The following is a 25,604-nucleotide window of genomic DNA, read 5'->3' as shown; positions in this document are numbered from 1 at the left end:
AAGTATTTATATGCAGCAACTCACCTTTCGATTACATCCAGGAGATCTCCTCAAAGAGGAAATTGAGAATCGGACGAAGCATATTTCCGCCGGTGTATTACTTTCTATCGTTGGTGCTTTAGAAAATGCTAACCTCCGTATGGCTGGTGCCACAGCAGAGAACCAGATAGTCAAAAATTTGGTCGGCCCATTTGAGATTGTGTCTGGGACTGGCACGATTTCCGCAGATGGTTGTCATATCCACATTGCAGTTTCAGATCAAGAAGGAAAAGTGCTGGGCGGTCATTTGAAGGATAGTTGCAGAGTTGGAGTAACAGTTGAAATTGTGATTGGTCTTTTTGAGGATGTGAAATATAAAAGAGTATTTGATGCAACGACTGGTTTTCAGGAATTAGAAGTTGCATAGCAGCACCTAGTGCATGTATACGTTTCAGCAGACAAAAAACCCACTCGTTGCAGTGGGTTGAAAGTTCTTATACTGATGCGGGCGGAGCATTTTGTGTATACACTTTGTATGTGCTCGCAAGTTCATCAACGTCTAGTTGGTGGTCGTAACGTTCTGTGAAATAACAGAACTCAGGGTAGGCATGACCATTTGAGTCTCTTGGACATGCGGCGCATGTGCCCCAGCGGCCGTTACGTGAGAATTGCAAGAAAGAATCCTTTAACGTATCTGGTACTTTACTCACGGGCTCCTCCTTAGGTAGTGTGTTTATTTTTTCAAACCTACCTCTAAGCTGAAAGTGTGTCAACTTTTTTAGCATCTATGAACAATAATGTCATCCCGTACATCAAAAAGGCAATTACACTGCAGCAACAAGGCGTGACCTATACAGAATTTGATTGGGAGACAAAATAGTAGTCCGATTCTTTGACAGAGCGTCAATATTGTGCTATAATGCAATCATACTAAACAAAAATAAAGGAAATTTATGCATTTACGATCCATCCACTATCTGGGAGTACTCGCCATAGCATTAGGCGTCTTTTGTTTTGGGCAAATTTCACAAGCTGCAGCAAAGGTTGTCTCCGGGGTCTACGACCAGAATGGAAAGATCATTCGAACGCTGCCAAAAATTCCGGCTGGGGCGAGCGTCGTGATTGCGGATGCGACTCTGGATGGTACACCAGAAATTATCATAGGCAGCCCTGCTGGAGTGCGGCCAAGTTTTTCTTTACTGCGTTTGGATGGTTCAGTAATCACAACGAAGTACCTGGAGAATGTGAAAGGCCTCCCTGCTGTACGTGTGGCACTTGGTGATTTGAATGCAGATGGTCGCCCAGAAGTCGTTGTTGCCTTTGGGCAGGGGACGACGCCGGAGATTCGTGTCTACAGCACGGACGGCATACGCCGTGCTGCATTCTTGGCGTTCGATAAAGCTTTCCGAGGTGGTGTTTCGGTTACGGTTGGAGATATTGATGCGGATGGTCGGGCAGAAATTATTGCCGCGCCGGGCAAAGGTGGTGGACCACAGGTGGTACTCTTCCGGGGCAACGGAACTCGCGTACACCAATTTTTCGCGTACCCACAGGCCTTTCGAAAAGGTTTGAATGTTTCCGTTGCGGATGTTGATGGTGATCAGGCAGCAGAAATTATTGCTGTAAGTGCAGACACCAATGCGCTGGTAAAAATTTTTCAGCCAACCGGTGAGGTATTCCAATCTTTCACTAGCGCGGGTACACCCAGTGCAGTTCGCGTGGCCACTGCAGGCGCGGTTCCAGAAATTCTTATTGGCACCACTACTGGAAAAGAGGGTCGTGTGATTAGCTACCAAGTTGATGGTGCACGCGGTGGTGTGAATTTTGTACCATTTGGGAAAAATGCAACCTACGGGTTGAATGTCGCGTCGGTGAATGTGGATGCGGATGCAGAGAATGAAGTCTTGGTTGTCCCTGGAGCCGCGCCAACAAGCGCGCCAGCATCTCCAACCGGCAAAGCAATTCGCATTGATATCTCCGAACAGAAAATGTACCGCTACCAAGATGGGCAGCTCATTGCCACGCATGTCATCTCTTCTGGAAAGTGGTCAATGCCCACGCCCATTGGCACGTTCCAAATTCACAACAAAATTCCCACCGCGTATTCCAGCCGGTACGCGCTGTACATGGATAATTGGATGGCAATTACTGCCGATGGAGCGTATGGTATTCACTCATTACCGTACTGGCGTTTGAAGAATGGCGGCGTCTACTACGAAGGAACAAGTCATCTTGGCACCCGCGTGTCCCATGGCTGCGTCCGTCTTTCGCCCAAGGAGTCGGCTGAGGTGTTCAAATGGATGACCGTTGGTAGTACGGTGGTTGTGCAGGAGTAAGGTACGCAACTGGATTAACGCCCGGCTTTACAGCCGGGCTTTTTCTGGTACACTGGGATGGCGCATTGGCGCGTTTTTGCCCTATGACGACACGAACAAAACTCTGGTCTGCCTTTGGTGGGATAATCCTCTTGACCGCGGTTACCGCCCACATTGCCCTTCCTGAAAAATTGAATGTCAAATTGCCGTTTTTGCAACGGTCTTTTGACCTCCGCCTGGGGCTGGATTTACAGGGTGGAGCATCTTTGGTCTACGAAGCAAATACAGAGGCTCTGGCTGCGGCTGATCAAGCCGCGGCACTGGATAGCGCACGTGACGTTATTGAACAGCGTGTGAATGCTTTTGGAGTATCAGAACCAGTAGTCCAAACCAGTAGAGTAGGGGACAAATGGCGAATCATTGTGGAGCTTGCTGGGATTAAGGACATCTCCCAAGCAATCCAGCTCATTGGTGACACGCCAATTTTGGAATTTCAAGAAGCGGGAACGCCACCCGCACCTACAGCTGAGCAGAAGGCGGCAGCTGAAAAAGCCAATGCCGAAGTGAAGAAAAAAGCCGAAAGCATTTTAACCCAGGCACGTACGGCTGGCGCAGACTTTGCGAAGTTAGCAAATGAGAATACGCAAGACCCAAGTAATGCAGGAACTGATGGACAGGGAAAGGGTGGCGATTTAGGTTTTGCCCAGCGTGGTACATTTGTTGCGGAATTTGAGAAAGCCCTCTTCGATGACCTGCAAGATGGAGAAGTGACGTCCAAGTTAGTGAAAACGCAATTTGGCTACCACATTATAAAGCGCATTGAAGCCCGGACAACAAAGGTTGATGGGAAAGATGTGCAAGAAGTTCGAGGAAGTCATATCCTTTTCACCACTACCGATCCTGCTGCCCAAACGAGTGCACAATTTGTTGCTACTGGCTTAACTGGCAAGCAGTTGAAGCGTGCAGACGTGACGTTTGCGCAAACGACTGGCGAGCCTGAGGTGGCTCTCACATTCAACGACGAGGGGTCAAAACTCTTCGCTGAAATTACGAAGCGGAATATTGGGAAGACCATAGCGATCTTCCTGGATGGCCAAATCCTCAGTAACCCAACGGTGAATCAGGAAATTACCGGTGGCAATGCGGTTATTAGTGGAAGCTTTACGTTGAAAGATGCAAAAGACCTGGCCCGTCGCCTGAATGCCGGCGCGCTTCCTGTTCCCGTTACCCTTGTGAGCCAGCAAACCGTTGGTGCTTCATTGGGTGCAGATTCAATTCAGCGCAGCTTATTTGCTGGGCTTTTGGGAATCATCGTCGTGGCACTATTCATGATTTTTTTCTACCGTTTACCAGGCTTCCTCTCGGTGATCGCGTTGGGTCTGTACACCTTGCTGGTGCTGACGATTTTCAAACTCTGGCCAGTGACGCTCACCTTAGCTGGGATCGCTGGATTCATTTTGACCATAGGCATTGCTGTTGATGCGAATATCCTCATTTTTGAGCGAACGAAAGAAGAGTTGCGAGCCGGGCACCCGTTGGATAGCGCAATCCAAGAAGGCTTTAAACGAGCGTGGCTTTCCATTCGAGACTCCAATGCTTCGAGCATGATTACGGCGCTCATTCTCATTTGGTTTGGTTCCAGTCTCATTAAAGGTTTTGCCATTACGTTACTCATTGGTATTGTGGTAAGTCTCTTCTCTGCAATTACCGTGACCCGGAATTTGCTCCGCTTGGTCATACAATTCAAATGGGCGCAAAAATTGAGCTTGTACGGTGTCCGTCTTGATTCGTCTGAACCGAAGTAATTTATGTACCGGATAGTCCAAAAGCGAAACATCTTCTTTACCCTCTCACTCGTTCTGGTCATTCCTGGGCTTGTGGCGTGGGCAGTCTGGGGTTTACGGCTGGGTATTGATTTCACCGGCGGCACATTGCTCCGTGGCTCGTTTGCTGAAACTGTGCCAAGCACGGCTGATTTGGAAAAAGCAGTTCGTGACACTGGTGTGAGTACAGTGCATGTGCAAACCAGTGAAAGCAAGGGGATCATCCTTCGGATGGAACACATAACCAATGAGCAGCACGATACGATTCTTGCGGCGCTGCAGAAGCAGGACCCAACTTTTGCGGAAGCAAGTTTTGAAACGATAGGTCCAACCATTGGTGCCGAACTGAAGCGTAAAGCAATTGTCGCAACTATTCTTGTACTCGCTTTGATTGTTGTCTACGTTACCTGGGCGTTTCGGAAAGTGTCCGCTGGTCCTGTGCCGTCATGGGTATACGGTGCTTCGGCAATTATTGCCCTCATCCATGATGTTGGCATTGTCATCGGCGTCTTCGCCATCCTTGGCCACTTTGGAGGCGTCGAAGTTGATGCGCTCTTCGTCACCGCCCTCTTGACTGTCCTTGGGTTTTCTGTCCACGATACCATTGTGGTGTACGACCGGATTCGAGAACGAGTATTACAGTCTGTCGGAAAGCACTTTGACGAGGTGGTGAATGAAAGTTTGAACCAGACCATGGTTCGGTCAATCAACACCTCACTTACAGCAATTTTCATTCTCATTGCGCTTGTGCTCTTTGGTGGGGGTTCCATACAGTACTTCATTCTTGCATTGCTCATCGGGATAGCCGCCGGAACGTATTCCTCTATTTTTGTCGCTGCATCCTTGCTCGTTGTTTGGAACAACTGGAAGCAACGGCGGCGGGCGTAAAAGACTGCTCATTGGTGGGGTGAGTCTTTTTGTATTTCATCACAAAAACTTGACATGTTGTAAACAAAGTGATATACTATGCAACGATTAGCGAAATCCATTGTATGGACAACGTGCAAAGCGACAATACCAGTTCCATTCTCGACCGAGTACTCTCCCAGAAGCAGACCCAGGAGATTGAGCACTTCAACCCAGTTGAGGTGGTAACCACGCTGCTAAAATCTTTACCCACTCGGGAAGAGGATATTTTGCGTCGTCGGCATGCCCTCAATGGAGAAGATGCGCAAACCCTGGAGATGATTGGTGCCTACTACAAGGTGACGCGAGAACGGGTTCGTCAAATTGCCACTGGCGCAATTGGGAAACTCCGAAAATTGCACGGCGTGCATGAATTATTGCAACCGGTAGCAGACGCTATTACCACAGTGCTTGACCAGCACGGCGGAGTCATGCGGGAAGAAATGTTTCTGCAGCAACTTTTGGGAGTCAATGATACGCATGCAGGCTACCGCGCCTGCACACTCTTCTTGATGGAATTTTTGCTTGCTGATCGTTGCAAGCGGTTCCAGGAGAATCCAAGCTACTGGCCAGCGTGGCAGTCTGTGACTGCCCCGGTGCACTTAGTAGCTGATACCATTACCGAGGCGGTGCGGATTCTCGAAGCACGTCAGACACCAATAAAATTGCAAGAATTGCTCCAAGAAATTGGAAAAACCGCTTTCGCACAGGAACACCGCTTTCAGTTAACCGACAACGCCATTAGTGCGTACATTGATGTCAGCACGGTTTTAGCTCGTAATCCGTACGATGAGTATGGCTTGGTGGCGTGGGGGAGTATCGTCCCCAAGCGAATGAATGATAAGATACACTTAGTGCTACAGAAGGCAAAGAAACCCCTACACTTCAATGAGATCACTCGGCTCATTAATGAAGCAAAATTTGATCATCGGACTGCGTACGCACCAACCGTGCATAATGAGCTCATTCTCAATAAAGAGTACGTGCTCATTGGCCGTGGAATTTATGCTCTGCAGGAATGGGGCTTTCAGCCAGGCGTAGTTGCTGACATACTTGTGACTACCTTACAGAAAGCTGGCCGACCAATGCGACGTGATGAACTGGTGCAGGAGGTGCTGAAGCAGCGCGTCGTGAAACGAAATACCATCCACCTGGCACTCACCAATCGTTCCAAATTTACCAAACTCCCAACCGGCGAGTACACCCTCGCAAACGTACCTTCGGCCTAATTCACGATGGCCCTCCTCGACACCACGCTTCTCCTGAATGATTTTCGCGCCTCTGCCGGAAACCCGGTCAGTATGGCGATTTTCATTTTCAACAACGGTGGCTGGATCGCTGTGGTTTGGACCTTTCTCGTTGGCATGAAGTACGCCTGGTTTGAGTGGATTACCACCCGGTACGTCATGAAGAACTACGTGGGGAAGTACGTGCTCTTGGCGGTGGATGTGCCCAAAAATAGCGAGCAAACTCCAAAAGCAGCGGAGCAGATGTTCGCGCACTTCCATGGCATTTCCAAACAGCCAATTTTTCCAGAGAAGTGGGGCTTGCCTTTCACCGAGTTTTTTTCGTACGGCTTCGTGCCGCCAAACATGTCGGTAGAAATTGCGAGTTTGGGTGGGTACGTCCAATTTTTTGTCCGTTGCCTTATTATTCAACGAGACATCATTGAGTCTGCAATTTACGCTCAGTACCCAGATGCGGAAATTACCGAGGTGGAGGACTATGTGGATTTCATGCCGAAGCCTAGAGAGCTGGAGCATCAGAAAGAGTGGGACTGCTGGTCCGCACAAATAAACTTTTTACGCCACAGTGCCTACCCAATCCGGACCTACCCCTTCTTCGAACACAGCATGTCGCAGAAGCTCATTGATCCTATGGGTGCGTTACTGGAAATTATGAGCCGTATTAGTCCTGACGAGCAGATTTGGATTCAGTGGTGCTTGCAGCAAGAGGACTACGCCTGGCGCGACAAAGCACAGGAAATTGTGCACAAGCTTATTGGCAAGAAGGGGAAGGAAAAAGGTAGCCCTTGGGAGGTGCCACGGCTTGTGGGTCAGGGTGTTCGGGAAGCGCTCACCGCCTCGCTCATCCCTCCTGGGTCATGGGAAACGCAGAAGCAGAAGAAGGATGATCCGCCTTCCCTCATGCTGCACCTCTCTCCGGGTGAGCGGGATACGGTAACCCAGATTGAAATGAAGCTTTCGAAAATCGCTTTCAAGGTCAAGGGTCGTTTCATTTACTGGGGGAAAGTCACGCCCGGGCCAGATGGTCGGAAACCTTTTAACAAAGCCAAGGGCGTGAACGGCGTCGTTGGTGCGTTGAAGCAGTACGCAATTGCGGATAGTAACATTTTTACCTTTAGCAAACTCACAAAGACCAGTGATATTGTGCTTTTGAAGGAGTACCGGATGCGAGACCGGAAGCGGCGTAATTTGTACAACTATCGCATTCGTTCGGTGTGGCGTGGCCGCGAAGCAATCTACATGAATGTTGAAGAAATGGCATCCATTTTCCACTTCCCAACCATTGACGTGAAAGCTGGGCAAGTGCAGAAATCGGAGACGAAGCGGGGCGGGGCGCCAGTTTACCTGCCAACGGAAACCCCACAAATTATCCAAAAAATGCGCTCAGCTTCAGTTGCCGCAAAAGCCTCAGCGCCGGCAGCACTTCCCACAGCAGAGCCACTGACCCCGCCCCCAGCTGTAGCCCCAGCGCAACCGCAGCCAACGGAGCCTGCACCACCGCAACCGCAAATTCCAACAAATCTTCCTTTCATTGAGTAACTATGCCTGAAGCGCGTCCAGAAATTAACGTTTTTGCTGCCACCAATTACCAGGGTGGGCATCGGCGTTTTGGCATAAAGCTGGATGACCGCCGGCGCCACATGTACCTCATTGGGAAGACGGGTATGGGCAAAACCACGGTTTTGGAAAATTTGATTATTAATGATATCAACGCTGGTCATGGCTTAGCCCTGGTTGACCCGCACGGCGACCTGGTGGAAAAAGTCTTAGACTTCATTCCCAACCACCGAGTGAATGATGTGGTGTACTTCAATCCGTCTGACATGGAGTACCCCATTGCGTTCAACGTACTGGAAGCAGTGGACGCAACGCAGCGGCACTTAGTTGCTTCCGGTTTAATGGGTGTGTTTACCAAGATTTGGGAAGGGGTGTGGTCTGCGCGTATGGAGTACATCTTGAACAACACCATTCTCGCACTCTTGGAGTATCCTGGCTCAACCATGTTGGGGGTGGCGCGGATGCTGGTTGACCGGAATTACCGCACCCGCGTACTCACCAAGGTCACTGATCCAATCGTCAAGGGTTTTTGGGTTGATGAATTTAATAATTACAATGACAAATTTCGGAATGAAGCAGTGGCCCCAATTCAAAACAAGGTTGGGCAATTTCTCTCCAGTGCCATTATTCGCAACATTGTTGGCCAGTCCAAGAGTTCCATTGATTTGCGGGAAATAATGGACAGCCGAAAAATTTTGCTCTTCAACCTTTCCAAAGGTCGCATTGGTGAAGATAACTCTGCCTTGCTGGGCGCCATGATGATTACTCGCATGCAGCTGGCAGCCATGAGCCGGGTGGACATTCCGGAAGAAGAGCGTCATGACTTCTTCCTGTACGTGGACGAATTCCAAAACTTTGCCACGGAGAGTTTTGCGAACATTCTCTCCGAAGCTCGGAAGTACCGTTTGAATCTCACCATTGCCCACCAGTACATTGAGCAGTTGGATGAGAAGGTTGCACCGGCGGTCTTTGGGAACGTGGGTACGATTATGGCATTCCGGGTGGGTGGGGCAGATGGTGAATTTTTGGAAAAAGAGTTTTTCCCGACCTTTACCCAGGTGGATTTAGTGAACCTCCCTAAGTACGAAATCTACCTCAAGTTGATGATTGACGGGGTTGCCTCTGAACCGTTTAGCGCTACCACGTTGCCGCCCGTGGGTGGTCGAACTGACAACCGAGCAAAGGTGATTGCTGCTTCACGGGAACGGTACAGCGCCCCACAGAAAGAAGTTGAAGAGAAAATTCTCCGCTGGAGCGGAGTTGATGAGGTGTACCGAGCTTCGGCTGAAGAGGAGAACATTGCCGTGCAGCAAGAGGAGTCGCCATACCGGGCAGAGGGCAAGAAGCGCCGGCCGCCAAATAATCTCTTCCAGCGTGACCAAGTGGAGGTGGAACCAGTTGTCGCCAGCACGCCTGAGCAACCAGCAATGAAGCTCAGCGATTTGCTGCCACAGTCGCAGCCAAGCCAGCCAACAGCACCACCCAGCGAAAATCGTACAGCGTCACCTGCACCCCGTTCTGAAAGACCGCCGTACCCACGTCCACAAGGTCCTCGTCCCACCGGCCCTGGGCGGGAAGGTGGTTCCAGTTTTGGCCAGCACCAAGGCCCCCGCCGGCAAGGCCCTGGTGGACGACCGTCGTACAATCCTTCACCACGCTTCAACCAGCAACCCCGGCCACTGCAGCCACAGGTTCCAGCACCCCAGGCCTCCCAGCGGCCAATTGCACCAGCTGCGACATCTCAACCTACGCAAACACCAGCAGAAGAGCCAAAGCCTATTCCACCTGCCCAAAAACCCAAGCTCGCCAAAGAGTCTGACCCTGAACAACCCATTGCTTTTGGTCAGGTCGTGCGGTTCAAGTAGCAGTGGTTAAGGTATTAATATATCTTAGGAATTTTAGCTTAGCTAAGCCAAAAATGTGCTTTCCATTTGACAAAAACTTTCATTACTGTATACTTTATTTCGTATTCTGTTTTCAAATACATCTATCTTTAGGGTCAAGTGACCCAAACATGAGGGCACGCACATTCGACTTCGGTCGATAACGATGCCCTCTTTTCCTTTTGTATGAATAGTGAAATTTCCTTACTTTCTCTTGTGGTATCGGGTTTGCCAAATCCTTCCAGGGCTTGCTAGCATACAGGGGTATGACACCCCGGTCGATTTCTTTCGTTACCCCAGCATTCAACGAGCGCCAGAGCTTGCCTGAGCTTTTTGCTGAACTCCATGCCTTTGCCAAAACTTTGGCCATCCCGTACGAAATTGTTGTGGTGGACGACGGCTCGACTGATCGCAGCCAAGCGTTCCTCCGTGCGCAAGCGCTGACGGACACTCGATTACATCCCATTATCCTCCGGCGGAACATGGGGAAAGCTGCAGCACTCTACGTTGGTTTCCAAAAGGCTCGGGGTGAGGTGATTGTGACCCTGGATGCTGATTTGCAAAATGACCCAGCAGAGATCCCCAAGCTCTTAGAGAAAATTGCAGACGGGGCGGATGTGGTGAATGGTTGGAAGTTTGACCGGCCGGACAGTCTGGAGAAGCGACTTCCGTCCAAGTTTTTTAATGCGATTACCCGAAAAGTGTCTGGCTTGCAGTTACATGACTTCAATTCTGCCATTAAGGCCTACACCCGAACTGCTGCGCAGAGTTTGGTACTCTACGGCGAGCTGCATCGGTACATTCCTATCTTGGCGCACACCCAAGGTTTTTCCGTGGTGGAAGTGCCAACGCACACGCGGGTCCGAAAGTACGGCGAAACGAAGTACCGCGGCGCACGGTACCTTCGAGGTTTCTTGGATTTGCTCACTGTACTTTTTCTCACCAAGTACAATCGGCGGCCGCTGCACCTCTTTGGTGGCATTGGCGCCAGCATGACATTCCTGGGTAGTGTCATTCTACTCTACCTCGTCTGCGTCAAACTCTTCACCGGCGCAGCAATTGGCACCCGGCCACTCCTCACCTTTGGCATATTCTTTGCGCTCGTTGGTCTGCAGCTCATTTTTACCGGTCTCCTTGCAGAATTGCTCGTCCGGTCCGTAGATCGTGATTCTGTCCCTGTGCGAGATGAATGGAATGGGCATGGTGAGCTGGTCTAATCTGCAAAAGCCCATACGCCGGGTGCTGGCAACCGTGGTTGTCCTGCTTGTCGTTCTTTTCTTCGCACGCGCTCTGCAACAGAGCTGGGGCACGGTTGCGCAGGCGTGGCACGCACCGGACGTCCGCTGGCTGGTGCTGGGCTTACTTGGTTTTAGTGGCTTTTCCTTTTTCCGCATTTTTGCCTGGCAGCACCTGAGTAAAGCCTTGGGTACGCGTCTGTCGTACCGGGAAGCCGGACAGGTTATCATGCTCTCTGATGCAGTGCGGTACATTCCGGGGAATGTATGGAGCGTGCTTGGCCGCATGGCGCAGAGTGCAAAGTTTGGGATGGCGTCTGGCACCGGGTTGTACGCAACGATTATTGAAGTCGCGGGCATGCTGGCTGCAGCGGCAACGTTAGGTGGTGCGTTTGCGCTTTTCACTTCAGATCTTCCATCATGGGTTCGGTATGCTGGCGGTCTTGGTGCGGCTGGCGCGGTGGTTGCAGTCTTTGCAACCAAGCTTGTCCACCGGTTCTTGGCTTGGGGTATGCAGCGCATGGGGAAGCAATTCGTTGCAGCGCCAATTGGCGGGCAAGTTTTCTGTACTATTTTCGTGTGGGAGCTCCTCGCATGGACGTCGTACAGCGTTGGTGGGTATTTGCTGCTCCGAGCTTTTCAAACTGAAGCGGCTGTATCCATTGTGTTGGCGCTGGCCGCACTGCCTCTGAGCTGGGCATTGGGGTACCTGAGCTTCCTCACCCCCAGCGGCATTGGCGTGCGAGAGGCCGTGCTCGCTGGCCTCTTGAGCGTCAGCTTGGGACCTAGCAGCGTTATTGCCGCCACACTTGTCCGTTTGGGCGCAACGATTGCAGAGTTTGTATGCGTTGGCATCTTTGCCTGGTCGTACATCAGGCAAGGATTAGTATGGCTCTGGCAAAAAATCCGCACCCCAGCCGGGATCGTTGTTGTTTTCATTATCGGTTTTGCAGTTTACTTTTCCATCATCACCCTGGTCATGCAGTCCAAAGTCATAACTTCCCGGTTTGACCTGGGGAATATGGACCAGACCGTATGGAACACCAGCCAGGGTAGGATATTCCAATTTACCAACCCCTACAGCACGGAAACAGTCTACCGAGCAATTCACCACGCGGACTTCATTCTCATTCTCATCGCCCCGCTGTACTGGATTTTTGCCAGCCCCATGTTGCTACTCGTCTTGCAGGCTTGCATTGTGGCCTTGGGTGGGTGGTTCGTGTTCCGGTTGGCCAGAAAAGTCCTGGGGCACGAGTGGCTAGCCGCGGTCCTAGCGCTCAGCTACCTGTTCTACCCAACCCTGCAACGTGCCGTGCTCTTTGACTTTCATGGTTTAACCTTAGCGCCAACCTTTGCCATTGGCATGATCCTGGCTATGGTGGAAAAGCGTTGGTGGCGGTTTGCTATTTTCGCCATCCTCTTCGCATTATGCAAAGAGGAGCTGGCACTGATGGTGGCCGGGGTGGGGGTGCTCATGTACTTCCGAGATCGTATTGCCTGGAAACGAGCACTTACGGTTATTGGCTTGGCTGTTGCGTACTTCTGCTTGGTGTACTTCCTCATCATGCCTGCTGCACGGCATGGTGTGCCTAATAAGTACACAGTTTTGTACGATACCCTAGGTTCGTCACCTTCGGAAATTCTGAAAACTGCAACGACCAATCCGCGGTTGATTGTCTCCATGGTGGCGGGGAAGCAGGCACGGCATATGTACGCTGGGGTCATGGGGCCAGTTGGCTTTCTTTCCATCGCCAGTCCGCTCTGGCTGGCTGTTGCCTGGCCAGATTTTGTGGTGAACCTTTTCAATGAACGGATCGAGCCACGAACCCTCATCTATCACTATCAGGCGGCGATTGGCGGTTTTGTCTTCATTAGTACCATCTTTGGCATCGCAGCACTCCAGCGTCGTTTTGGAGCCTGGTGGGATCGGCGGGTAAAGTCTTGGATGAGACTATCTCTTTTTGGTTTCTTGGCCCTCTTCTTGCTCGTTATAGGGGCAGTGGAGTCATACCGGCTCAGCCCACTACCGTATGCACAGCATGCAGATATGCGGGCATACTGGCGCGCACCCATGGCGCCAGTTATCCACGCGGCAATTGACCAGATCCCAGAAAATGCACCAGTCTCTGCAACCAACACCGTTGGCGCGCAACTGGCTGAGCGGGAACACCTGTACCAATTCCCCCAGGGGATTGAGTTGGCAGATTACATTCTCGTCCTCCTGGCAAAAGAAGGTTCTTTAGAGTGGCAGCGAAACCACGTACAGTTTGAAGACTTGCAAAAGGATGAACGTTTTGAGCTAGTGAACCACGAGAACAACTTTTGGTTTTTCAAGAAAAAGGGGATAGAGTAGGAGTAGTATATGCGTGGCGAAAATCCTGAATTTCTAAAAGAAAAGTATAACCTCCACACCAGTGATGAGGTGGAACGTGCTGCTGTGCATACGGAGGGACGGACGGGTGAAAAAGTCCCGCAGGATCCAGCAGCAAAAATCCAGAACTACCTTGGCCGTCTGGAACGGCTGGCCATGGACTCGGAGAAGACCCAAGGTAAGAAAATGGTGGCTGGGAAATCCCGACCCCGTGCTCTCTCCTTGCTGCGGGAGATGGTCATGGAGAAGTACGTCCGTACCAACAAAGACAAGCTAGCCGAAGGTGCCGCGCGGGTAGAAGAGCGTGCAGCCCGCAACCTGGGAATGGATGTACGGTATAACGAAGAAGCGTTGGACCAGCGTGGCGACATTGCCGTCGTCGACCTGGAAAAGTCCCTGGACAACTGGCTGCTGTACCTCTCTGACGCCAACGAACCCTACCCCACTTGGTTCCGGTACTACGCCTTTCGCAACGTGCTGGAGATGGGGGACTTTGACAAGGACAAAGGCGAGTTCACGAAGCGTTCCCCCGGTACCACCCGCCTGTTCCCCGATGTGGACCACGGAGCCTTGGCGCACGTACAGCAGATGATTGAGGCCGCGAAAGACCCAGGCATGCTGGTGCGCCTCCAGGATGCCCAGCGCGCCGCCGCGAATAACAACCTCCCAGCAGGTGAGCTCCTCACTAAGGAGAAAGCCGCCGCCTTTGCGAAACTCTCCTTTGCCAAGCAGTACGCCGAGGGTATCCGCCAGGCCGGGGAAATTACCCCAGAGATGCGTGAGGAAACCCAAGGCAAGTGGGTGACGTACCAAAAGGGCACTGACCCCACCGCGCTCTGGGCCTCCCTGCAGAACAAAGGCACAGCTTGGTGCACCAAAGGCTTTGCCACAGCCCAGAAGCAGCTCGAAGGTGGCGACTTCCACGTGTACTACACTCTCGACAGCCAAGGCAAACCCACTATTCCCCGCATTGCCATCCGCATGGATGGTGACCACATTGGTGAAGTCCGTGGGGTGGCAGATAACCAGCAGAACCTGGAAGGCAACATGGCAGACATCGCCGAGCAGAAAATGGCTAGCCTCCCCGGCGCAGAAGGGTACAAGAAGAAGTCTGCGGACATGAAGATACTCACGGCCATTGAGCACGCCACGAAGGCAGGAGAAGCCCTCACGAAGGAACAACTCTGTTTCCTCTACGAACTGGATAGCGAAATTGAGGGTTTCGGCTATGATCGCGACCCGCGGATTGCTGAACTCCTTAAAACTCGCAACCCTGAAGCAGATATGCCTGTGGTGTTCGAGTGTAGCCCAGACCAAATCGCCCGAGACGCCGGGGATATTACCGAAGATACAAAGGCCTACGTGGGCAAACTCGTTCCTGGTATCTTCCAGATGCTGCCCGAAGGCATGGCACACATCTACACATCCTTCCCCGAAGGACGTATCAGACAAGATACTATAGAGATTGGCGGCACAACAAAAGAAGAACTTCTCCGCCAGCTTGAGGAACAAGGCGTCATAATAAGTGATCACGCAAAAGCTATGCTATGGGGTTCAGATTTTTCAGTGATGGAAAAATCTGAAGCAGCTCACCTAATTTGCCCTACCGTGCAAAGCTTGGGTTTCCAGAGATACACCACGATCAAGGAAATCCTCAAACGTGCCCAGGAGTTGGGTTTGGAACCGTGTGCTGCGAATGTGGGGCCACAGTACCGACTGAAATACGCCAACCAGCCAATGAACGAGTCATTATATACTGGCATGAAGCAAATTATTGGGAGGAGGAGCTATCCGGACATTTTTTCTCTCGGACGAAGCGAGGACGGACTGTCATTGGACGGGGAGTGGGTTGCGGATGACGACCAGTTTAGTCCAGATTCTCGGTTTGCGTTCCGCCTCCGCAAGAAAAAGACTGGTGACGTGAGTGGGGAAAAATTTAAAGCAGCCGCGTAATCCAACGCAAAGAAGCTGTCCATGTCTAAGATTATTGTTGCTCTCTCCGGTGGGGTTGATTCGTCCGTAGCCGCGCTGCTTCTGCAGCAGCAGGGTTTTGATGTGCGCGGCGTATTCATGAAGAACTATGAACCACCGCCAGATGCTCTGGCAGACTGCCCGTGGGAAATTGATCAGGCAGATGTAGAGAAGGTGAGCAAGCACCTTGGTATTCCTTGGGAAACCTGGAATTTTACCAAAGAGTACAGTGCTGCGGTTTTGGAGTACTTCTACGCCACCTACGCAGCGGGCAGGACGCCAAACCCAGACGTGTGGTGCAACCGAGAAATTAAGTTTGGGGTGTTTTTACAAAAAGCGATTGCAGAAGGCTACGATCAAATCGCTACCGGACACTATGCTAGGGTTGAATGTGACGGAAAACATGTTCAGCTGCTTACGGCTGTTGATACCGAAAAAGACCAGACGTACTTTCTGTGCATGCTCAGCCAGGACATGCTGCGGCATGTGCAGTTTCCCATTGGCCATTTACGGAAGCCCGAGGTACGTGCAATGGCAAAGGCAGCAAAGTTACCAACTGCTGCGAAACCTGACAGCCAGGGGATTTGCTTTGTGGGCAAGGTGGATGTGCATGCTTTGCTCAAAGAGCGTTTTGGTGTTCATCCCGGACCAGTGCAAACCGCTGATGGTACAGTGGTTGGCCAGCACGAGGGCATTGCCCTGTACACCATTGGCCAACGGCATGGGCTAGGGGTTGGGGGTGGCGTGCCGTACTACGTTGCAGCAAAAGACTCAGCTACCAACACCTTAATCGTCGCCAAAGGGAACCGAGATGAAGTGCTGTACCACAAAGGCCTAACCGCTTCAGGAGCCAGCTGGGTTGCAGGGACGCCACCTGGGGCAACCTTTAATTGTGCAGCACGAATACGCTACAGGCAGCCTGTGGAGGCCTGTACAGTGATTGTGGGTGATGATGGGCTGCTGACGGTCAACTTTGTCCGTAAACAGCGTGCAATCACGCCTGGGCAAATCTGCGCGTTCTACGACCAGCAGGTCTGCCTGGGTGGAGCTACTATTGACCAGCCCTTGGACTAAGGGCGGGGTCCGCGCTCCCGGCGGGACTTCACCCACAGGGTGACCAGGACGCCAACCAGCAAGAGTAATCCCAAGACAATTAAGAGCACGCCAGTCCGTCCATCGGACGTTGTTCCGGTATCCGCCGTGTTCGTCGTGTTGGTGGTGTCTGCGCTAGCATTCAGATCCAGTGCGTCATTTGCGTTCTCATTCACCGTGTTGGTATTCAGGTTTGCCGAATTCACATTCGTTTCATCCGCTGCTTTGTTCACATTCTTGTTTGCATTTGCATTCGTATTCACGTTCTTGTTGGCGTTCGTATTCACCTTCGTGTTCGTATTCTTGTTGACCGCGGTGTTGGTATTCTTATTCGCGTTCGCGTTGACTGCGGTATTCGTGTTCACCTTTGTATTCACATTCCCATTACTATTCACCGCAGTGTTTGTATTTGTCACGGCAGTTGCTGCGCTGGTGAAGGTCGTGTCCGTGCTGGTTGCCTCATTCCCAGCTGCATCTTTGGAACGAATGCGGAAGTGGTAAATGGTGTTTGCGGTTAAGCCGGAAACCGTAACGACGTGTGCGGTCAGGTAGCTCCCTTCACCAGCAGTGGTGCCGTAGAGGTCACTGGTTCCAAAATCCACATAGCTGGTGGCTGGTTCGTTGGTGGACCAGGTGACTTCAGCCCGGGTGGACGTAATGTTGCTAACCGTCACACTGGAAATAGTGGGTTTGGTAAGATCGGTTGAACCGTTGACCTGTGCCAACGCTGGAGTACCCAGCAGGAGGGCACACACAAAAGCACTAAACACAAGAGTCATTTTTCGCATAAGGGGTATCCTTTCTGGGAAATAGTATAGCGCATTTGGCCGTTCACAGTGAAGCCTGCTATACTAGGCCTATCAAACGCTATCCGTCTGCTTTTATGCGTATAAAAAAACTCACCCTTGTGCTTAGCTCTGTCGTAGGCATCGTTCTCATAGCCGCGGTGGTGCTCATTTGGTCTGGGACCAACTCTGGAACCAAAAAAAATACCAATGCCGACAATTATAGTGCATTAAATGTGAACACCTCGCAATCAACAACGAAAACTATGAACTACAGCTTCCCAGGAGTTTTACCCGCAGATCGGATTGGCAGCAAGAAGGTGGTTTTAACGACAAACAAAGGAGTTATTGAGTTTACGCTCAAGAGTGATGCCGCGCCAAAGACGGTCAGCAACTTTGTGTACCTGGCGGAGCAAGGGTTTTACAATGGTTTGACCTTTCATCGGGTCGAACCTGAGTTTGTCATTCAAGGTGGAGACCCAGTGGGTAACGGCACGGGTGGACCTGGGTACAAGTTTGAGGATGAACCAGTACAGGGTGAGTACCTGGTAGGATCAGTTTCCATGGCAAATTCTGGACCTGATACAAATGGCTCGCAGTTCTTCATTGCCCTGGATGATTTAACCACCAAACTCCCCAAGCAGTACAACCTCTTTGGACAGGTGACCAAAGGCTTGGAAGTCGTAAAGCAAATCGCCGTTGGCGACGTGATGGAGAAGGTGGAAATTGTTGCTGAGTAACTAAGGTAAGGTCGTTCCAATAAACCCGGGTGCCCCGCGCAGAAATGCGTCTACGGGCACTCGTTTTTTTCCCGCCAGTTGCACTTCCAGAACGTTGAGCAAATTTTTAGCAGTTCCAATGGTACAGCTTACACCGTTCGCTTGAACAAGGCCGGGTTGCGCAGAACCTACAATTTCTTCGGCTTTCCAAATGGTCAACTGCTGGCCATTCCAGATTGTGGTGCAGCCTGGCCAGGGTTGGAGGGCGCGGATTTTCCTACACAGAGCAGAGGCCGGTTCATCCCAGTGCAATTGCCCGTCCGACTTCTCTAAGATTGGCGCAACGGTCACGCCATCAACAGGCTGTGGTTGGAGCGGACGTTCTCCCAGGAGGTAGGGGACAAGGTGCTCTTGGAATGCCTGAGCACTTAACCGTGCAAGTTTTTCTGCCAGGGTTGGCGCAGTATCATCATCTGCAATGGGAACGTGAAGCGAGGCAAAGACTGGCCCGGTATCCATACCCGCATCAAGCTTCAAAAGCGTCACGCCGGTTTCCGTATCACCCGCAAGGATTGCTTGCTGGATTGGCGAAGCGCCACGCCAGCGGGGAAGCAAAGATCCATGGGCGTTGACCCAACCATAGGGAAGCATTTCCAGCAGGTCTGCGGGAATAAGCTTGCCATACGCAACTACAACGGCAACATCTGGGGCCAATGCCCGGATAGCAGCTTGGGCTTCTGGGGTTCGAAGGGTAGTTGGAGTTAGACAAAAAATGTTGTGCGCCTTTGCCCAGGTTTCAACCGCTGTTGGTTGTAACACATGGCCACGACCATGCGGCTTGGCTGGTTGAGCGCAGACCCCCACCAGAGAACATTCTGGTAGTGCATGGATAGCTTCAAGACTGGGAACAGCGTATGCTGGTGACCCAGCAAAGAGAATTTTCCAGGTTTTAGCTTTTGGCTGGTCGCTCGCCATGGGTGTAGGTGATGACCATATCCGTAAAGAGGATACCGTTCAGGTGGTCTATTTCGTGCTGTATCACCCTGGCAAAAAGCCCTTGGGCGTCAACGCTCTGCTCCTTACCAAAGCGATCAGTGTACGTCACTGCCACACGCTTGGGACGTCGGACTGTCCCAAAGACACCAGGAATGGATAAGCAACCTTCTTCCATAACCTGCTTGCGAAATGAATGTTTGGTGATCTTTGGATTGACCATGATCACTGGACCATCCACATGGGTGACTACGCAGACGCTGATGCTCTGCCCAACTTGTGGTGCGGCCAAGCCAATCCCATCTTTTTCGAACATGGTTTCAATCAGGTCATCGCAAAAAACTTGGAAGTCTTTCGTTTCCAGAACAGCAAGGTCTACCGGCTTGGTCTTTTGCCGGAGTATTGGGCTGGGGATGAGGGTGAGTGGTAAAAGCGCCATCGGAGAATAGTATAGCAAAAAGTCCTTTTCGTCAAGCCTGCAGGCGTGGCAAACGTGGAGGATTCACCTGGATGTTCCAACCTTGGCCTGAGAGCGTTTGCAAAAGTGGGACAAGTTCTGCGTAGTTTGCTCTTGGCACTCGAAGGCTGGTCAGGTGCGCACTCAAGCTGCTGGCTCGAACAAAGCTAGGGAAGTCTGGGAGCGAAGCCGTGGCTTTTGTGGGACTTTGCTGTTCTAGGGTAACCAAGATGCCTGCTGGAGGGTAGCCAAGCTCACGCCGTTCCTCAGTAAGGTGAGCTGCCCAGGCCTCTGGGTTCTGGACGTGGGTAAAGAAGCTTGCGTCAGGTTGGAAGGTTTGCACGAAAATCTTTCCACCTGGGGCAACATGCATGCGGGCGAGAGCGAGAATATCCATAGCTCGCTCACTCGCGGCAAAGTCATCACCCCGGGTAATAGTGTAATCCAAAAAGGGAATGACCACCGCGTCAAACTGTAATTCTGGAAAGCGCTGGATTATTGTCGTGGAGAGAACGTGCCTAGCTGTGGCGGACGGTAACTCAGGTTTTTTGGAGACAATCTCAGTAAACTCCTCTGCCGGAATCACACTCCGCAATTGCTGCCGGACCGCGGCCGTGCCTTTCTTCTGCATGGTCAAATGCGCGCTGCCGCACGCTGCACAGAGTGCTGGTGCTGCCATGCGTGTTCGATCTTTTGAACAGAATAATTCTCGTCCCTCACTGCGTACCTGAAGGGTGTTGCTACAGGTTGGACAGCGTACTGGCGTACCGCAGGCTGCACACCACAGCGCCCTGGCGTCATCTGGGGTATCAACGAGCCACAGAACTTTTTGCGAATGCAGGTTAGTCAGTAAGGTTGGTGAGAGTGGTAGCCGACGATCTTCCAAAGTTTCCAATTGCCGGTTGATGATGGTTACCGGAGCCAGCGTCCCTAAGGTGACCGGAGTCCTACGGGCTGGGATCCAGGTTTGCAGGCGTGGACTGTGCCAACGGGCAAGGACGGTAAGCGAAGCGCCGTAGACTTGTACCACAATTTGCGCCAGGCATCGGACATCAAAGCGCGGCTGCTGTTCGTACAGACCGTACGCGGCGTCATCTGCTTGGTCAAGCACCAGACGGTGGAGTCCGGGAAAAGGCAGGAGGAGCTGGGTGCCTAGGCAGAGCAGGAGCTGTGTGTGTGCAATTTTGGTCAGTGCAGCAACTTGCTCCTTGTGCGATTGCTTAGCCGTGAGTATCACTGCAGCAGACCCAGCGACTTTTTCCCACTCGGCAAGTGCGGTGTACGTGGGCACCACAACGCAGGTCAAGCCCTGCTTTTCGGCGCTCGCACGGCGGACAATCTCTTGGAGCATTTTCGTGCGGGCTTGCAAATCTCGCGTGAGAACTATGGTTGGTTCCACTTGCTTTGACGTTTGCTTTTTCTGCTTTACCCGAGGGTACGTTTGTGGTTCCATGCCCCGGGCAATAGCTGCCAAAGGCGCCAGACTTGCTCGGTGTAGCTGGGTCAGAACCTCTATTTGCGCAGGGGTAAAATACTTTTGGGGTTGCTGAGCAGGGATGGTTCGGACTTTCTGCAACTTCGACTCAGTGAGTAATGCCCACACCACACCCTCCATTTTTTGCGTGCCAAAAGGCACCTGCAGAATATCTCCAGGCTGGAGGTGGGGTTGGTCTGCAGCTAGCTGGTAATCAAGTACACCAAATTGCCGGGGCACCCGGCGGAGGGGAATGATTTGGACAAAGGCTGGCTGCATACCCGCAGTGTACTGGAATGCACCAAAAGCTCCTAGGTGCTAGGTCTTAGGCAGGTGTCCATGTAACCACACTGTAGGCAACTCCGTACGGCGCTGCGGCGTAGTGCTCCTGGTGGTGCATCTGAAGCGAATTTATGCTTCCCAGCAGTTGCGCCATGCTCCAGGCACCGCACGCACCTAAGTCTTGGATTTGCTCAGCGCTGCAGCTCCGGAGGAAGCTAGGCAGAGTATGGGCCTGCAACGCTGCGTGCCAGGCTTGGACAAACGTTTCGGCTTTGGGGTGCTTGCCCTGGGGCGCGGCATCAGAAAATCTGGCGGTCAGGTCGCCGCTGGCCAGAATCCCAATCCGGTGGGTGGTGTTCTGCAGTTCTTCTTGGAGTGCTACGCCAAAGCGAATGTGCTCATCCAGGGTGCTCAGGCGGGTGGAAATATTCACCCAGCGGGGCTTGGTGGGCAGGGCGTTCAGGAAGAGCATGGGAATGCCGCTGCCGTAATTGAGCCGAGGGTCGTGCACAGCACTGACCGGGAGCAGGGCTTCCAGTTGCTCTTTCAGCCGGTAGCCAAAACTGGGGTCCCCAGTTGCGTGGGCAACAGTGCTCACATCCCCAAAGTCGTCAAAGTGCGCCTCCAGGGTAGGAGAGAGGTTGAAGGTGAAGGTATTCCCAACCTGCAAGGCGTGCGGGCTAAAGGCAATGATCGAATCTACTTTCGCGGCGTACAGGTGTTCCATGGCTCGATCCATGGCATTGTGCAAATCCGCAAGCCGCTTGGCGTGTGTTGCTTTGGTGGTAGGCAGGAGCAGGGGAGAGTGGGAAACGAAGGCCGCAGCGACAATTGCCATAGTTAGGCTGGATCATCAAGCGGCGTTCCAACCGGGTGCATTTCGGCGACCCGGGGACTAATGGTCAGCACATTTTTCATGTTGTACCCGTACCGGTTGAAGGTTTGCCGCGAACGAATTGCCCGGCGAAGACCATTGGAGATGACGTAGACACCACCTTCGCCTTTGGTTCGAACCAGCTCACCATCCCGGAGTGTCAACGAGGCTGCCCGTTCGTACTTCGCTAACTCACTCGAAGTGATTTTTAGGGTTGGCTTGCGGTTTGGGAACCGAGACTGCAAAATGGAACGGTCAACAATGGGGTACCAGATACCTTGCTCAATCCAGACAATTGCACCGGTCTCTTTGATTTGTGCCAAGGCGCCGGCAGGATACGCACTAGCATTAGATATGGTCACTCCATCCAAGTATGGCGCAATGTCTTCCATGGTGACATCTGTTACTTCCTCAGGGTTAAACCCTAAGTTACGGAAAACGTCATCTGAGGCAATGAGCCGTTTCTCATCCCCGCTGAGCATGTAGATGTGGCCGTCCGGTGTGCGGACCAAGGAGTAGTTTGGTAAACGAATGTCTGCGCCCCGGGGGTAGAGTTCAATCACGTCGGCGGTTACTTCAATGACTTTTTTGAAATCGCCAAAGCGGGTAACGAACGCGGCACGGTTTTGCATGGCGCGACGTTCACCATTTTGGATGAGCCAAATGCCGCCGTTCTTCCCTATCCGGAGCAACGAGCCGTCAGGGTACACTTTGCTAAACCACTCTGCGTAGAAACGATGGAAATTGAAATTCCCGTTGTAGACGTGCGGCGTGTAGTTGTACAGGTTTGCCGTCGCTTGGTTGAGGATGGTTACCGTGGAAATACGGGTATTTCCCAAATCTCGGAACGTGTAGGTTCCGCCACTCTTGTACGTATACTGGGACGGGAAGGTGAAGTACTTCCGGAATTGCCAGGTGGCAAAATCAATTTGCCGGTAGAAGCCTGCAGCATTTGCACTGCACCCACCACTGTCTGGGCAGCCATAGCCCATGGCGTAGTCTAGCCCTCGCTGGGAAGGTGCGGTGAGGGTCAGCAGGCTCTGCTCTTTCTGGAGGGTGACGAGAATAACCCGTGGGTTTATTGCGTACAGTTGCGCCACTTCAAAAATTGCCTGGGCTGCGGGTTTCGGCACCTTGTTGAAATCTTCTACAGATAGTTTTGCGAGTGCGCCGCCACGCCGGTCAAGGAACCGCTGGATATCCGCAATCGTCATACTCCCTGCATCCGTAAATTCTGCATCGCTAATAATGCTGCCCGGTTGGAAGGCAGCTTGCGCAAAAACCGGCATGCATATTGCCATGAGGGCAAGAACAGCCGCGAGCTTTTTCCATCTAGGAAGATGAAGAAATTGCATGAGCTACGAGTATACAGCACAGCCAAGACATTTGCAAGCCTACTAATTTTGTGTATTGCAGCAGCTTGCGAAAAACCATGAAAATCAGCACAATGCAGATATGCAAAGAATTTTCTACCATGGCGTAGCAGTGGATTGCGGATCCAGGCAAGAGCAAGTCCACCTGCTCCATGGGTTTTTGCAAACCGCGCACCCCAAAACCGTGATGACCGTAAACCCAGAGTACGTGGTACTTGCGCAGCAGCAACCTCGTCTGCAGGAATTGTCCCGGCTCACTGATGCCAGTCTCATTGACGGGGTTGGCTTGCAATGGGCCGTGCAGCGAAAAACGCCTGTCGCTGAACGCTACCCAGGGGCGGATATCGTGCTTGCCCTGTGTGCCCAAGCCGTGCAGCGAAATTTACCCGTGGGCATTGTAGTGCCAGCCCAGGGTCTCTCAAGCCCCAATCAAGTCATTGCAGCGATGCAGAAGAAATTTCCTGGCATCCAGGTCCTGTGTTGGATGGTAAACACCCCTGAATGCATCCAGCAAATTCGTACGAGTGACACGCAATTACTCTTCATTGCCTTGGGCCAACCACTGCAAGAGGAATGGATGCTGGCGAACAAGAAGCACTTGCCCAGCATCAAACTCATGATCGGTGTGGGTGGTGCCATTGACTTCCTTACCGGTGCCCGCCACCGCGCGCCTCGCTTTTTGCGTTCGCTTGGGTTAGAGTGGGGGTGGCGCCTGGTCACCCAACCCAAACGTTTCCCCCGGATTTGGCGGGCTACGGTGCAGTTCTGGCTTCTCCGATTTCAGAAGTAAATCCACTACCCATGAAACCTCGTGTCCGTTTTGCTCCCTCACCCACCGGTCGTTTGCATATTGGTGGTTTACGTACCGCGCTTTTCAACTACCTCTTTGCCAAGAAGCATGGTGGGACGTTCATTTTGCGGATTGAAGATACTGACCAGCAACGCTTCGTCCCTGGCGCGTTTGAAGACATCGTTGATACTTTGCAAGCGTACGGCTTGGTTCCAGACGAAGGGCCAGTACGGGTTGATGGAAAAATTGCGGAGCAAGGCGCTTGTGGACCGTACACGCAGTCCAAGCGTTTAGCATCCTACACCACGGCAGTACAGCAGCTCGTTGCAGCGGGCAAGGCCTACCCGTGCTTTTGCACGCCAGAACGTTTACAAGAGCTCCGCGCATCCCAGGAGCGCCAACACTTGCCACCAGGCTACGATGGTACCTGCCGCGACATTCTACCCACCACTGCTGCAGAGCGTGCGGCAGCAGGGGAGCGGCACATTATTCGGTTTCGCATGCCAGCGGCCGGCGCAATTTTGGCCACCGATCTCATTCGGGGTTCCATCAACTTCCAAAGCGCGCTGCTGGAAGATACTGTACTTCTCAAAAGTGACGGTTTTCCAACCTATCACCTGGCGAATGTTGTGGATGACCATGCCATGGAAATCACCCACGTCTTCCGGGCCGAGGAGTGGTTACCGTCCTTACCTTTGCACCTCCAGCTCTACGAAGCCTTTGGCTGGTCAGCACCAACCTTTGGCCACCTCTCACACATCCTTGGCGCTAACCGGAAAAAACTTTCCAAGCGTGACGGCACAACCGCGGCTGGAGACTTTCTGAAAGACTACCTTCCCTTTGCCATGGTGAACTTCATATCCCTCCTGGGTTGGAACCCAAAGAGCGAGCAGGAGTTTTTCCCCACCTATGCAGAGCTCATCAACGCTTTTGACATCACGCAGGTGAACAAAGCTGGCGCAATCTTTGACTTGGCAAAATTGCAGCACCTGCACCGGCTCCACCTCCGCGCGGCTGATCCAATTACTGTGGCGCAAGCAGCAGGTTTGCACCTTACCCCGGAGCAAGCCCGACTAGCCATTCCTCTGGCGGTAGAACAGGCGGTTACCCTTTCCGAAATTCCCCAGCGCCTGAGTTTTTTGCTCGCAGACCAACTGGCATTTGCGCCAACGCTTTTGGTGCCAAAAAAGGGTGAGCCAAAGGCAACCCAGCACGCCTTACAAAGTATCCACACCTTCTGGTCACAGCTCACGGACAGCGCTTGGGAGTCGGCTCATAGTCTCCGAGAGCAAACCTTGGCGTGGATTACGACGTCAGGTCAGGATACTAGCACCGTACTCTGGCCAGCCCGAGTTGCATTAACAGGACTAGCGAAAAGTCCGGATGTCTTTGGCGTCGCTATTGTTCTGGGCAAAGCAAAAAGTCTGCAGCGCCTGGTTGAAGCCAGCAGTACACTGTCGTAGGTAAACTTGATTTTT

20 protein-coding genes are annotated in these 25,604 nt (G+C 52.3%); 14 read left to right on the top strand and 6 right to left on the bottom strand.

The genetic code is table 11. From position 1 onward, the window contains the following. Positions 1 to 10: 10 nt before the first annotated feature. The 11 genes from WCV85_03335 (at position 11) to mnmA (ending at position 16,361) form a co-directional block, all read left to right on the top strand. Positions 11 to 406: a PPC domain-containing DNA-binding protein gene (locus tag WCV85_03335; protein MFA6473885.1), complete on the top strand. Its 396-nt coding sequence runs from the start codon at positions 11 to 13 to the stop codon at positions 404 to 406. 526 nt (positions 407 to 932) lie between these two features. Beyond that, complete coding sequence (locus WCV85_03330) at positions 933 to 2,315, top strand: L,D-transpeptidase family protein (protein ID MFA6473884.1); 1,383 nt, start codon at positions 933 to 935, stop codon at positions 2,313 to 2,315. 83 nt (positions 2,316 to 2,398) lie between these two features. Beyond that, positions 2,399 to 4,099 (top strand): protein translocase subunit SecD, encoded by a 1,701-nt coding sequence (gene secD, locus WCV85_03325; protein ID MFA6473883.1) that lies wholly within the window; start codon positions 2,399 to 2,401, stop codon positions 4,097 to 4,099. Between the two features lie 3 nt (positions 4,100 to 4,102). Continuing rightward, positions 4,103 to 5,005, top strand: coding sequence for a protein translocase subunit SecF (secF, locus tag WCV85_03320; protein MFA6473882.1), 903 nt, complete (start codon positions 4,103 to 4,105; stop codon positions 5,003 to 5,005). Positions 5,006 to 5,109: 104 nt separating this feature from the next. Then, complete coding sequence (locus tag WCV85_03315; GenBank protein MFA6473881.1) at positions 5,110 to 6,252, top strand: sigma factor-like helix-turn-helix DNA-binding protein; 1,143 nt, start codon at positions 5,110 to 5,112, stop codon at positions 6,250 to 6,252. A 6-nt stretch (positions 6,253 to 6,258) separates the two neighbouring features. Further along, the gene (locus WCV85_03310) at positions 6,259 to 7,809 is read left to right on the top strand and encodes a hypothetical protein (protein ID MFA6473880.1); all 1,551 of its coding nucleotides are present in this window, start codon (positions 6,259 to 6,261) and stop codon (positions 7,807 to 7,809) included. A 2-nt stretch (positions 7,810 to 7,811) separates the two neighbouring features. Continuing rightward, complete coding sequence (locus WCV85_03305; protein MFA6473879.1) at positions 7,812 to 9,692, top strand: type IV secretion system DNA-binding domain-containing protein; 1,881 nt, start codon at positions 7,812 to 7,814, stop codon at positions 9,690 to 9,692. 284 nt (positions 9,693 to 9,976) lie between these two features. Next, a complete protein-coding gene (locus WCV85_03300; GenBank protein MFA6473878.1) occupies positions 9,977 to 10,927 on the top strand; it encodes a glycosyltransferase family 2 protein in 951 nt (316 codons plus the stop codon). After that, positions 10,911 to 13,298, top strand: a complete 2,388-nt coding sequence (locus WCV85_03295) for a DUF2079 domain-containing protein (protein MFA6473877.1) — start codon at positions 10,911 to 10,913, stop codon at positions 13,296 to 13,298. The genes WCV85_03300 and WCV85_03295 overlap by 17 nt, the downstream gene beginning before the upstream one ends. Positions 13,299 to 13,307: 9 nt before the next feature. Next, entirely contained in the window at positions 13,308 to 15,269 is a 1,962-nt protein-coding gene (locus WCV85_03290; protein MFA6473876.1) for a hypothetical protein, read from the top strand. A gap of 21 nt (positions 15,270 to 15,290) precedes the next feature. Next, complete coding sequence (gene mnmA, locus WCV85_03285; GenBank protein ID MFA6473875.1) at positions 15,291 to 16,361, top strand: tRNA 2-thiouridine(34) synthase MnmA; 1,071 nt, start codon at positions 15,291 to 15,293, stop codon at positions 16,359 to 16,361. On the opposite strand, the gene WCV85_03280 is transcribed toward mnmA, so the two are convergent. Beyond that, the gene (locus WCV85_03280) at positions 16,358 to 17,158 is read right to left on the bottom strand and encodes a fibronectin type III domain-containing protein (protein MFA6473874.1); all 801 of its coding nucleotides are present in this window, start codon (positions 17,156 to 17,158) and stop codon (positions 16,358 to 16,360) included. The two genes, mnmA and WCV85_03280, sit on opposite strands and share 4 nt — an antisense overlap. A gap of 104 nt (positions 17,159 to 17,262) precedes the next feature. Here WCV85_03280 and WCV85_03275 point away from each other — a divergent pair, with 104 nt between their 5' ends. Then, positions 17,263 to 17,904, top strand: coding sequence for a peptidylprolyl isomerase (locus tag WCV85_03275; GenBank protein MFA6473873.1), 642 nt, complete (start codon positions 17,263 to 17,265; stop codon positions 17,902 to 17,904). Here WCV85_03275 and fmt read toward each other — a convergent pair whose 3' ends face one another. The 5 genes from fmt to WCV85_03250 are packed head-to-tail and all read right to left on the bottom strand — an operon-like array spanning position 17,905 to position 23,252. Continuing rightward, positions 17,905 to 18,858, bottom strand: a complete 954-nt coding sequence (fmt, locus tag WCV85_03270) for a methionyl-tRNA formyltransferase (GenBank protein MFA6473872.1) — start codon at positions 18,856 to 18,858, stop codon at positions 17,905 to 17,907. Next, the gene (gene def, locus WCV85_03265; protein MFA6473871.1) at positions 18,833 to 19,315 is read right to left on the bottom strand and encodes a peptide deformylase; all 483 of its coding nucleotides are present in this window, start codon (positions 19,313 to 19,315) and stop codon (positions 18,833 to 18,835) included. The genes fmt and def overlap by 26 nt, the downstream gene beginning before the upstream one ends. A gap of 31 nt (positions 19,316 to 19,346) precedes the next feature. Then, positions 19,347 to 21,086: a hypothetical protein gene (locus WCV85_03260; protein ID MFA6473870.1), complete on the bottom strand. Its 1,740-nt coding sequence runs from the start codon at positions 21,084 to 21,086 to the stop codon at positions 19,347 to 19,349. Positions 21,087 to 21,132: 46 nt separating this feature from the next. Next, entirely contained in the window at positions 21,133 to 21,927 is a 795-nt protein-coding gene (locus WCV85_03255; GenBank protein MFA6473869.1) for a hypothetical protein, read from the bottom strand. A gap of 2 nt (positions 21,928 to 21,929) precedes the next feature. Beyond that, a complete protein-coding gene (locus WCV85_03250; GenBank protein MFA6473868.1) occupies positions 21,930 to 23,252 on the bottom strand; it encodes a hypothetical protein in 1,323 nt (440 codons plus the stop codon). A 166-nt stretch (positions 23,253 to 23,418) separates the two neighbouring features. Here WCV85_03250 and WCV85_03245 point away from each other — a divergent pair, with 166 nt between their 5' ends. Continuing rightward, complete coding sequence (locus WCV85_03245; protein MFA6473867.1) at positions 23,419 to 24,126, top strand: WecB/TagA/CpsF family glycosyltransferase; 708 nt, start codon at positions 23,419 to 23,421, stop codon at positions 24,124 to 24,126. 11 nt (positions 24,127 to 24,137) lie between these two features. Further along, on the top strand, positions 24,138 to 25,589 hold the full coding sequence (gene gltX, locus WCV85_03240) for a glutamate--tRNA ligase (GenBank protein ID MFA6473866.1): 1,452 nt from the start codon (positions 24,138 to 24,140) through the stop codon (positions 25,587 to 25,589). The last annotated feature ends 15 nt before the right edge of the window (positions 25,590 to 25,604 follow it).

This window comes from Patescibacteria group bacterium (assembly GCA_041665345.1).
Classification (GTDB): domain Bacteria; phylum Patescibacteriota; class Patescibacteriia; order PEXW01; family PEXW01; genus JBAYJA01.
Note: the sequence above shows the minus strand (reverse complement) of the source record. Positions and strands in the feature narration are given on the sequence as shown.

Bases quoted from the DNA above. Each gene is read 5' to 3' on its own strand.
- WCV85_03335 (MFA6473885.1), top strand. From the start codon at position 11: ATGCAGCAACTCACCTTTCGATTACATCCAGGAGATCTCCTCAAAGAG.
- WCV85_03330 (MFA6473884.1), top strand. From the start codon at position 933: ATGCATTTACGATCCATCCACTATCTGGGAGTACTCGCCATAGCATTA.
- secD (MFA6473883.1), top strand. From the start codon at position 2,399: ATGACGACACGAACAAAACTCTGGTCTGCCTTTGGTGGGATAATCCTC.
- secF (MFA6473882.1), top strand. From the start codon at position 4,103: ATGTACCGGATAGTCCAAAAGCGAAACATCTTCTTTACCCTCTCACTC.
- WCV85_03315 (MFA6473881.1), top strand. From the start codon at position 5,110: ATGGACAACGTGCAAAGCGACAATACCAGTTCCATTCTCGACCGAGTA.
- WCV85_03310 (MFA6473880.1), top strand. From the start codon at position 6,259: ATGGCCCTCCTCGACACCACGCTTCTCCTGAATGATTTTCGCGCCTCT.
- WCV85_03305 (MFA6473879.1), top strand. From the start codon at position 7,812: ATGCCTGAAGCGCGTCCAGAAATTAACGTTTTTGCTGCCACCAATTAC.
- WCV85_03300 (MFA6473878.1), top strand. From the start codon at position 9,977: ATGACACCCCGGTCGATTTCTTTCGTTACCCCAGCATTCAACGAGCGC.
- WCV85_03295 (MFA6473877.1), top strand. From the start codon at position 10,911: ATGGTGAGCTGGTCTAATCTGCAAAAGCCCATACGCCGGGTGCTGGCA.
- WCV85_03290 (MFA6473876.1), top strand. From the start codon at position 13,308: ATGCGTGGCGAAAATCCTGAATTTCTAAAAGAAAAGTATAACCTCCAC.
- mnmA (MFA6473875.1), top strand. From the start codon at position 15,291: ATGTCTAAGATTATTGTTGCTCTCTCCGGTGGGGTTGATTCGTCCGTA.
- WCV85_03280 (MFA6473874.1), bottom strand. From the start codon at position 17,158: ATGACTCTTGTGTTTAGTGCTTTTGTGTGTGCCCTCCTGCTGGGTACT.
- WCV85_03275 (MFA6473873.1), top strand. From the start codon at position 17,263: ATGCGTATAAAAAAACTCACCCTTGTGCTTAGCTCTGTCGTAGGCATC.
- fmt (MFA6473872.1), bottom strand. From the start codon at position 18,858: ATGGCGAGCGACCAGCCAAAAGCTAAAACCTGGAAAATTCTCTTTGCT.
- def (MFA6473871.1), bottom strand. From the start codon at position 19,315: ATGGCGCTTTTACCACTCACCCTCATCCCCAGCCCAATACTCCGGCAA.
- WCV85_03260 (MFA6473870.1), bottom strand. From the start codon at position 21,086: ATGCAGCCAGCCTTTGTCCAAATCATTCCCCTCCGCCGGGTGCCCCGG.
- WCV85_03255 (MFA6473869.1), bottom strand. From the start codon at position 21,927: ATGGCAATTGTCGCTGCGGCCTTCGTTTCCCACTCTCCCCTGCTCCTG.
- WCV85_03250 (MFA6473868.1), bottom strand. From the start codon at position 23,252: ATGCCGGTTTTTGCGCAAGCTGCCTTCCAACCGGGCAGCATTATTAGC.
- WCV85_03245 (MFA6473867.1), top strand. From the start codon at position 23,419: ATGCAAAGAATTTTCTACCATGGCGTAGCAGTGGATTGCGGATCCAGG.
- gltX (MFA6473866.1), top strand. From the start codon at position 24,138: ATGAAACCTCGTGTCCGTTTTGCTCCCTCACCCACCGGTCGTTTGCAT.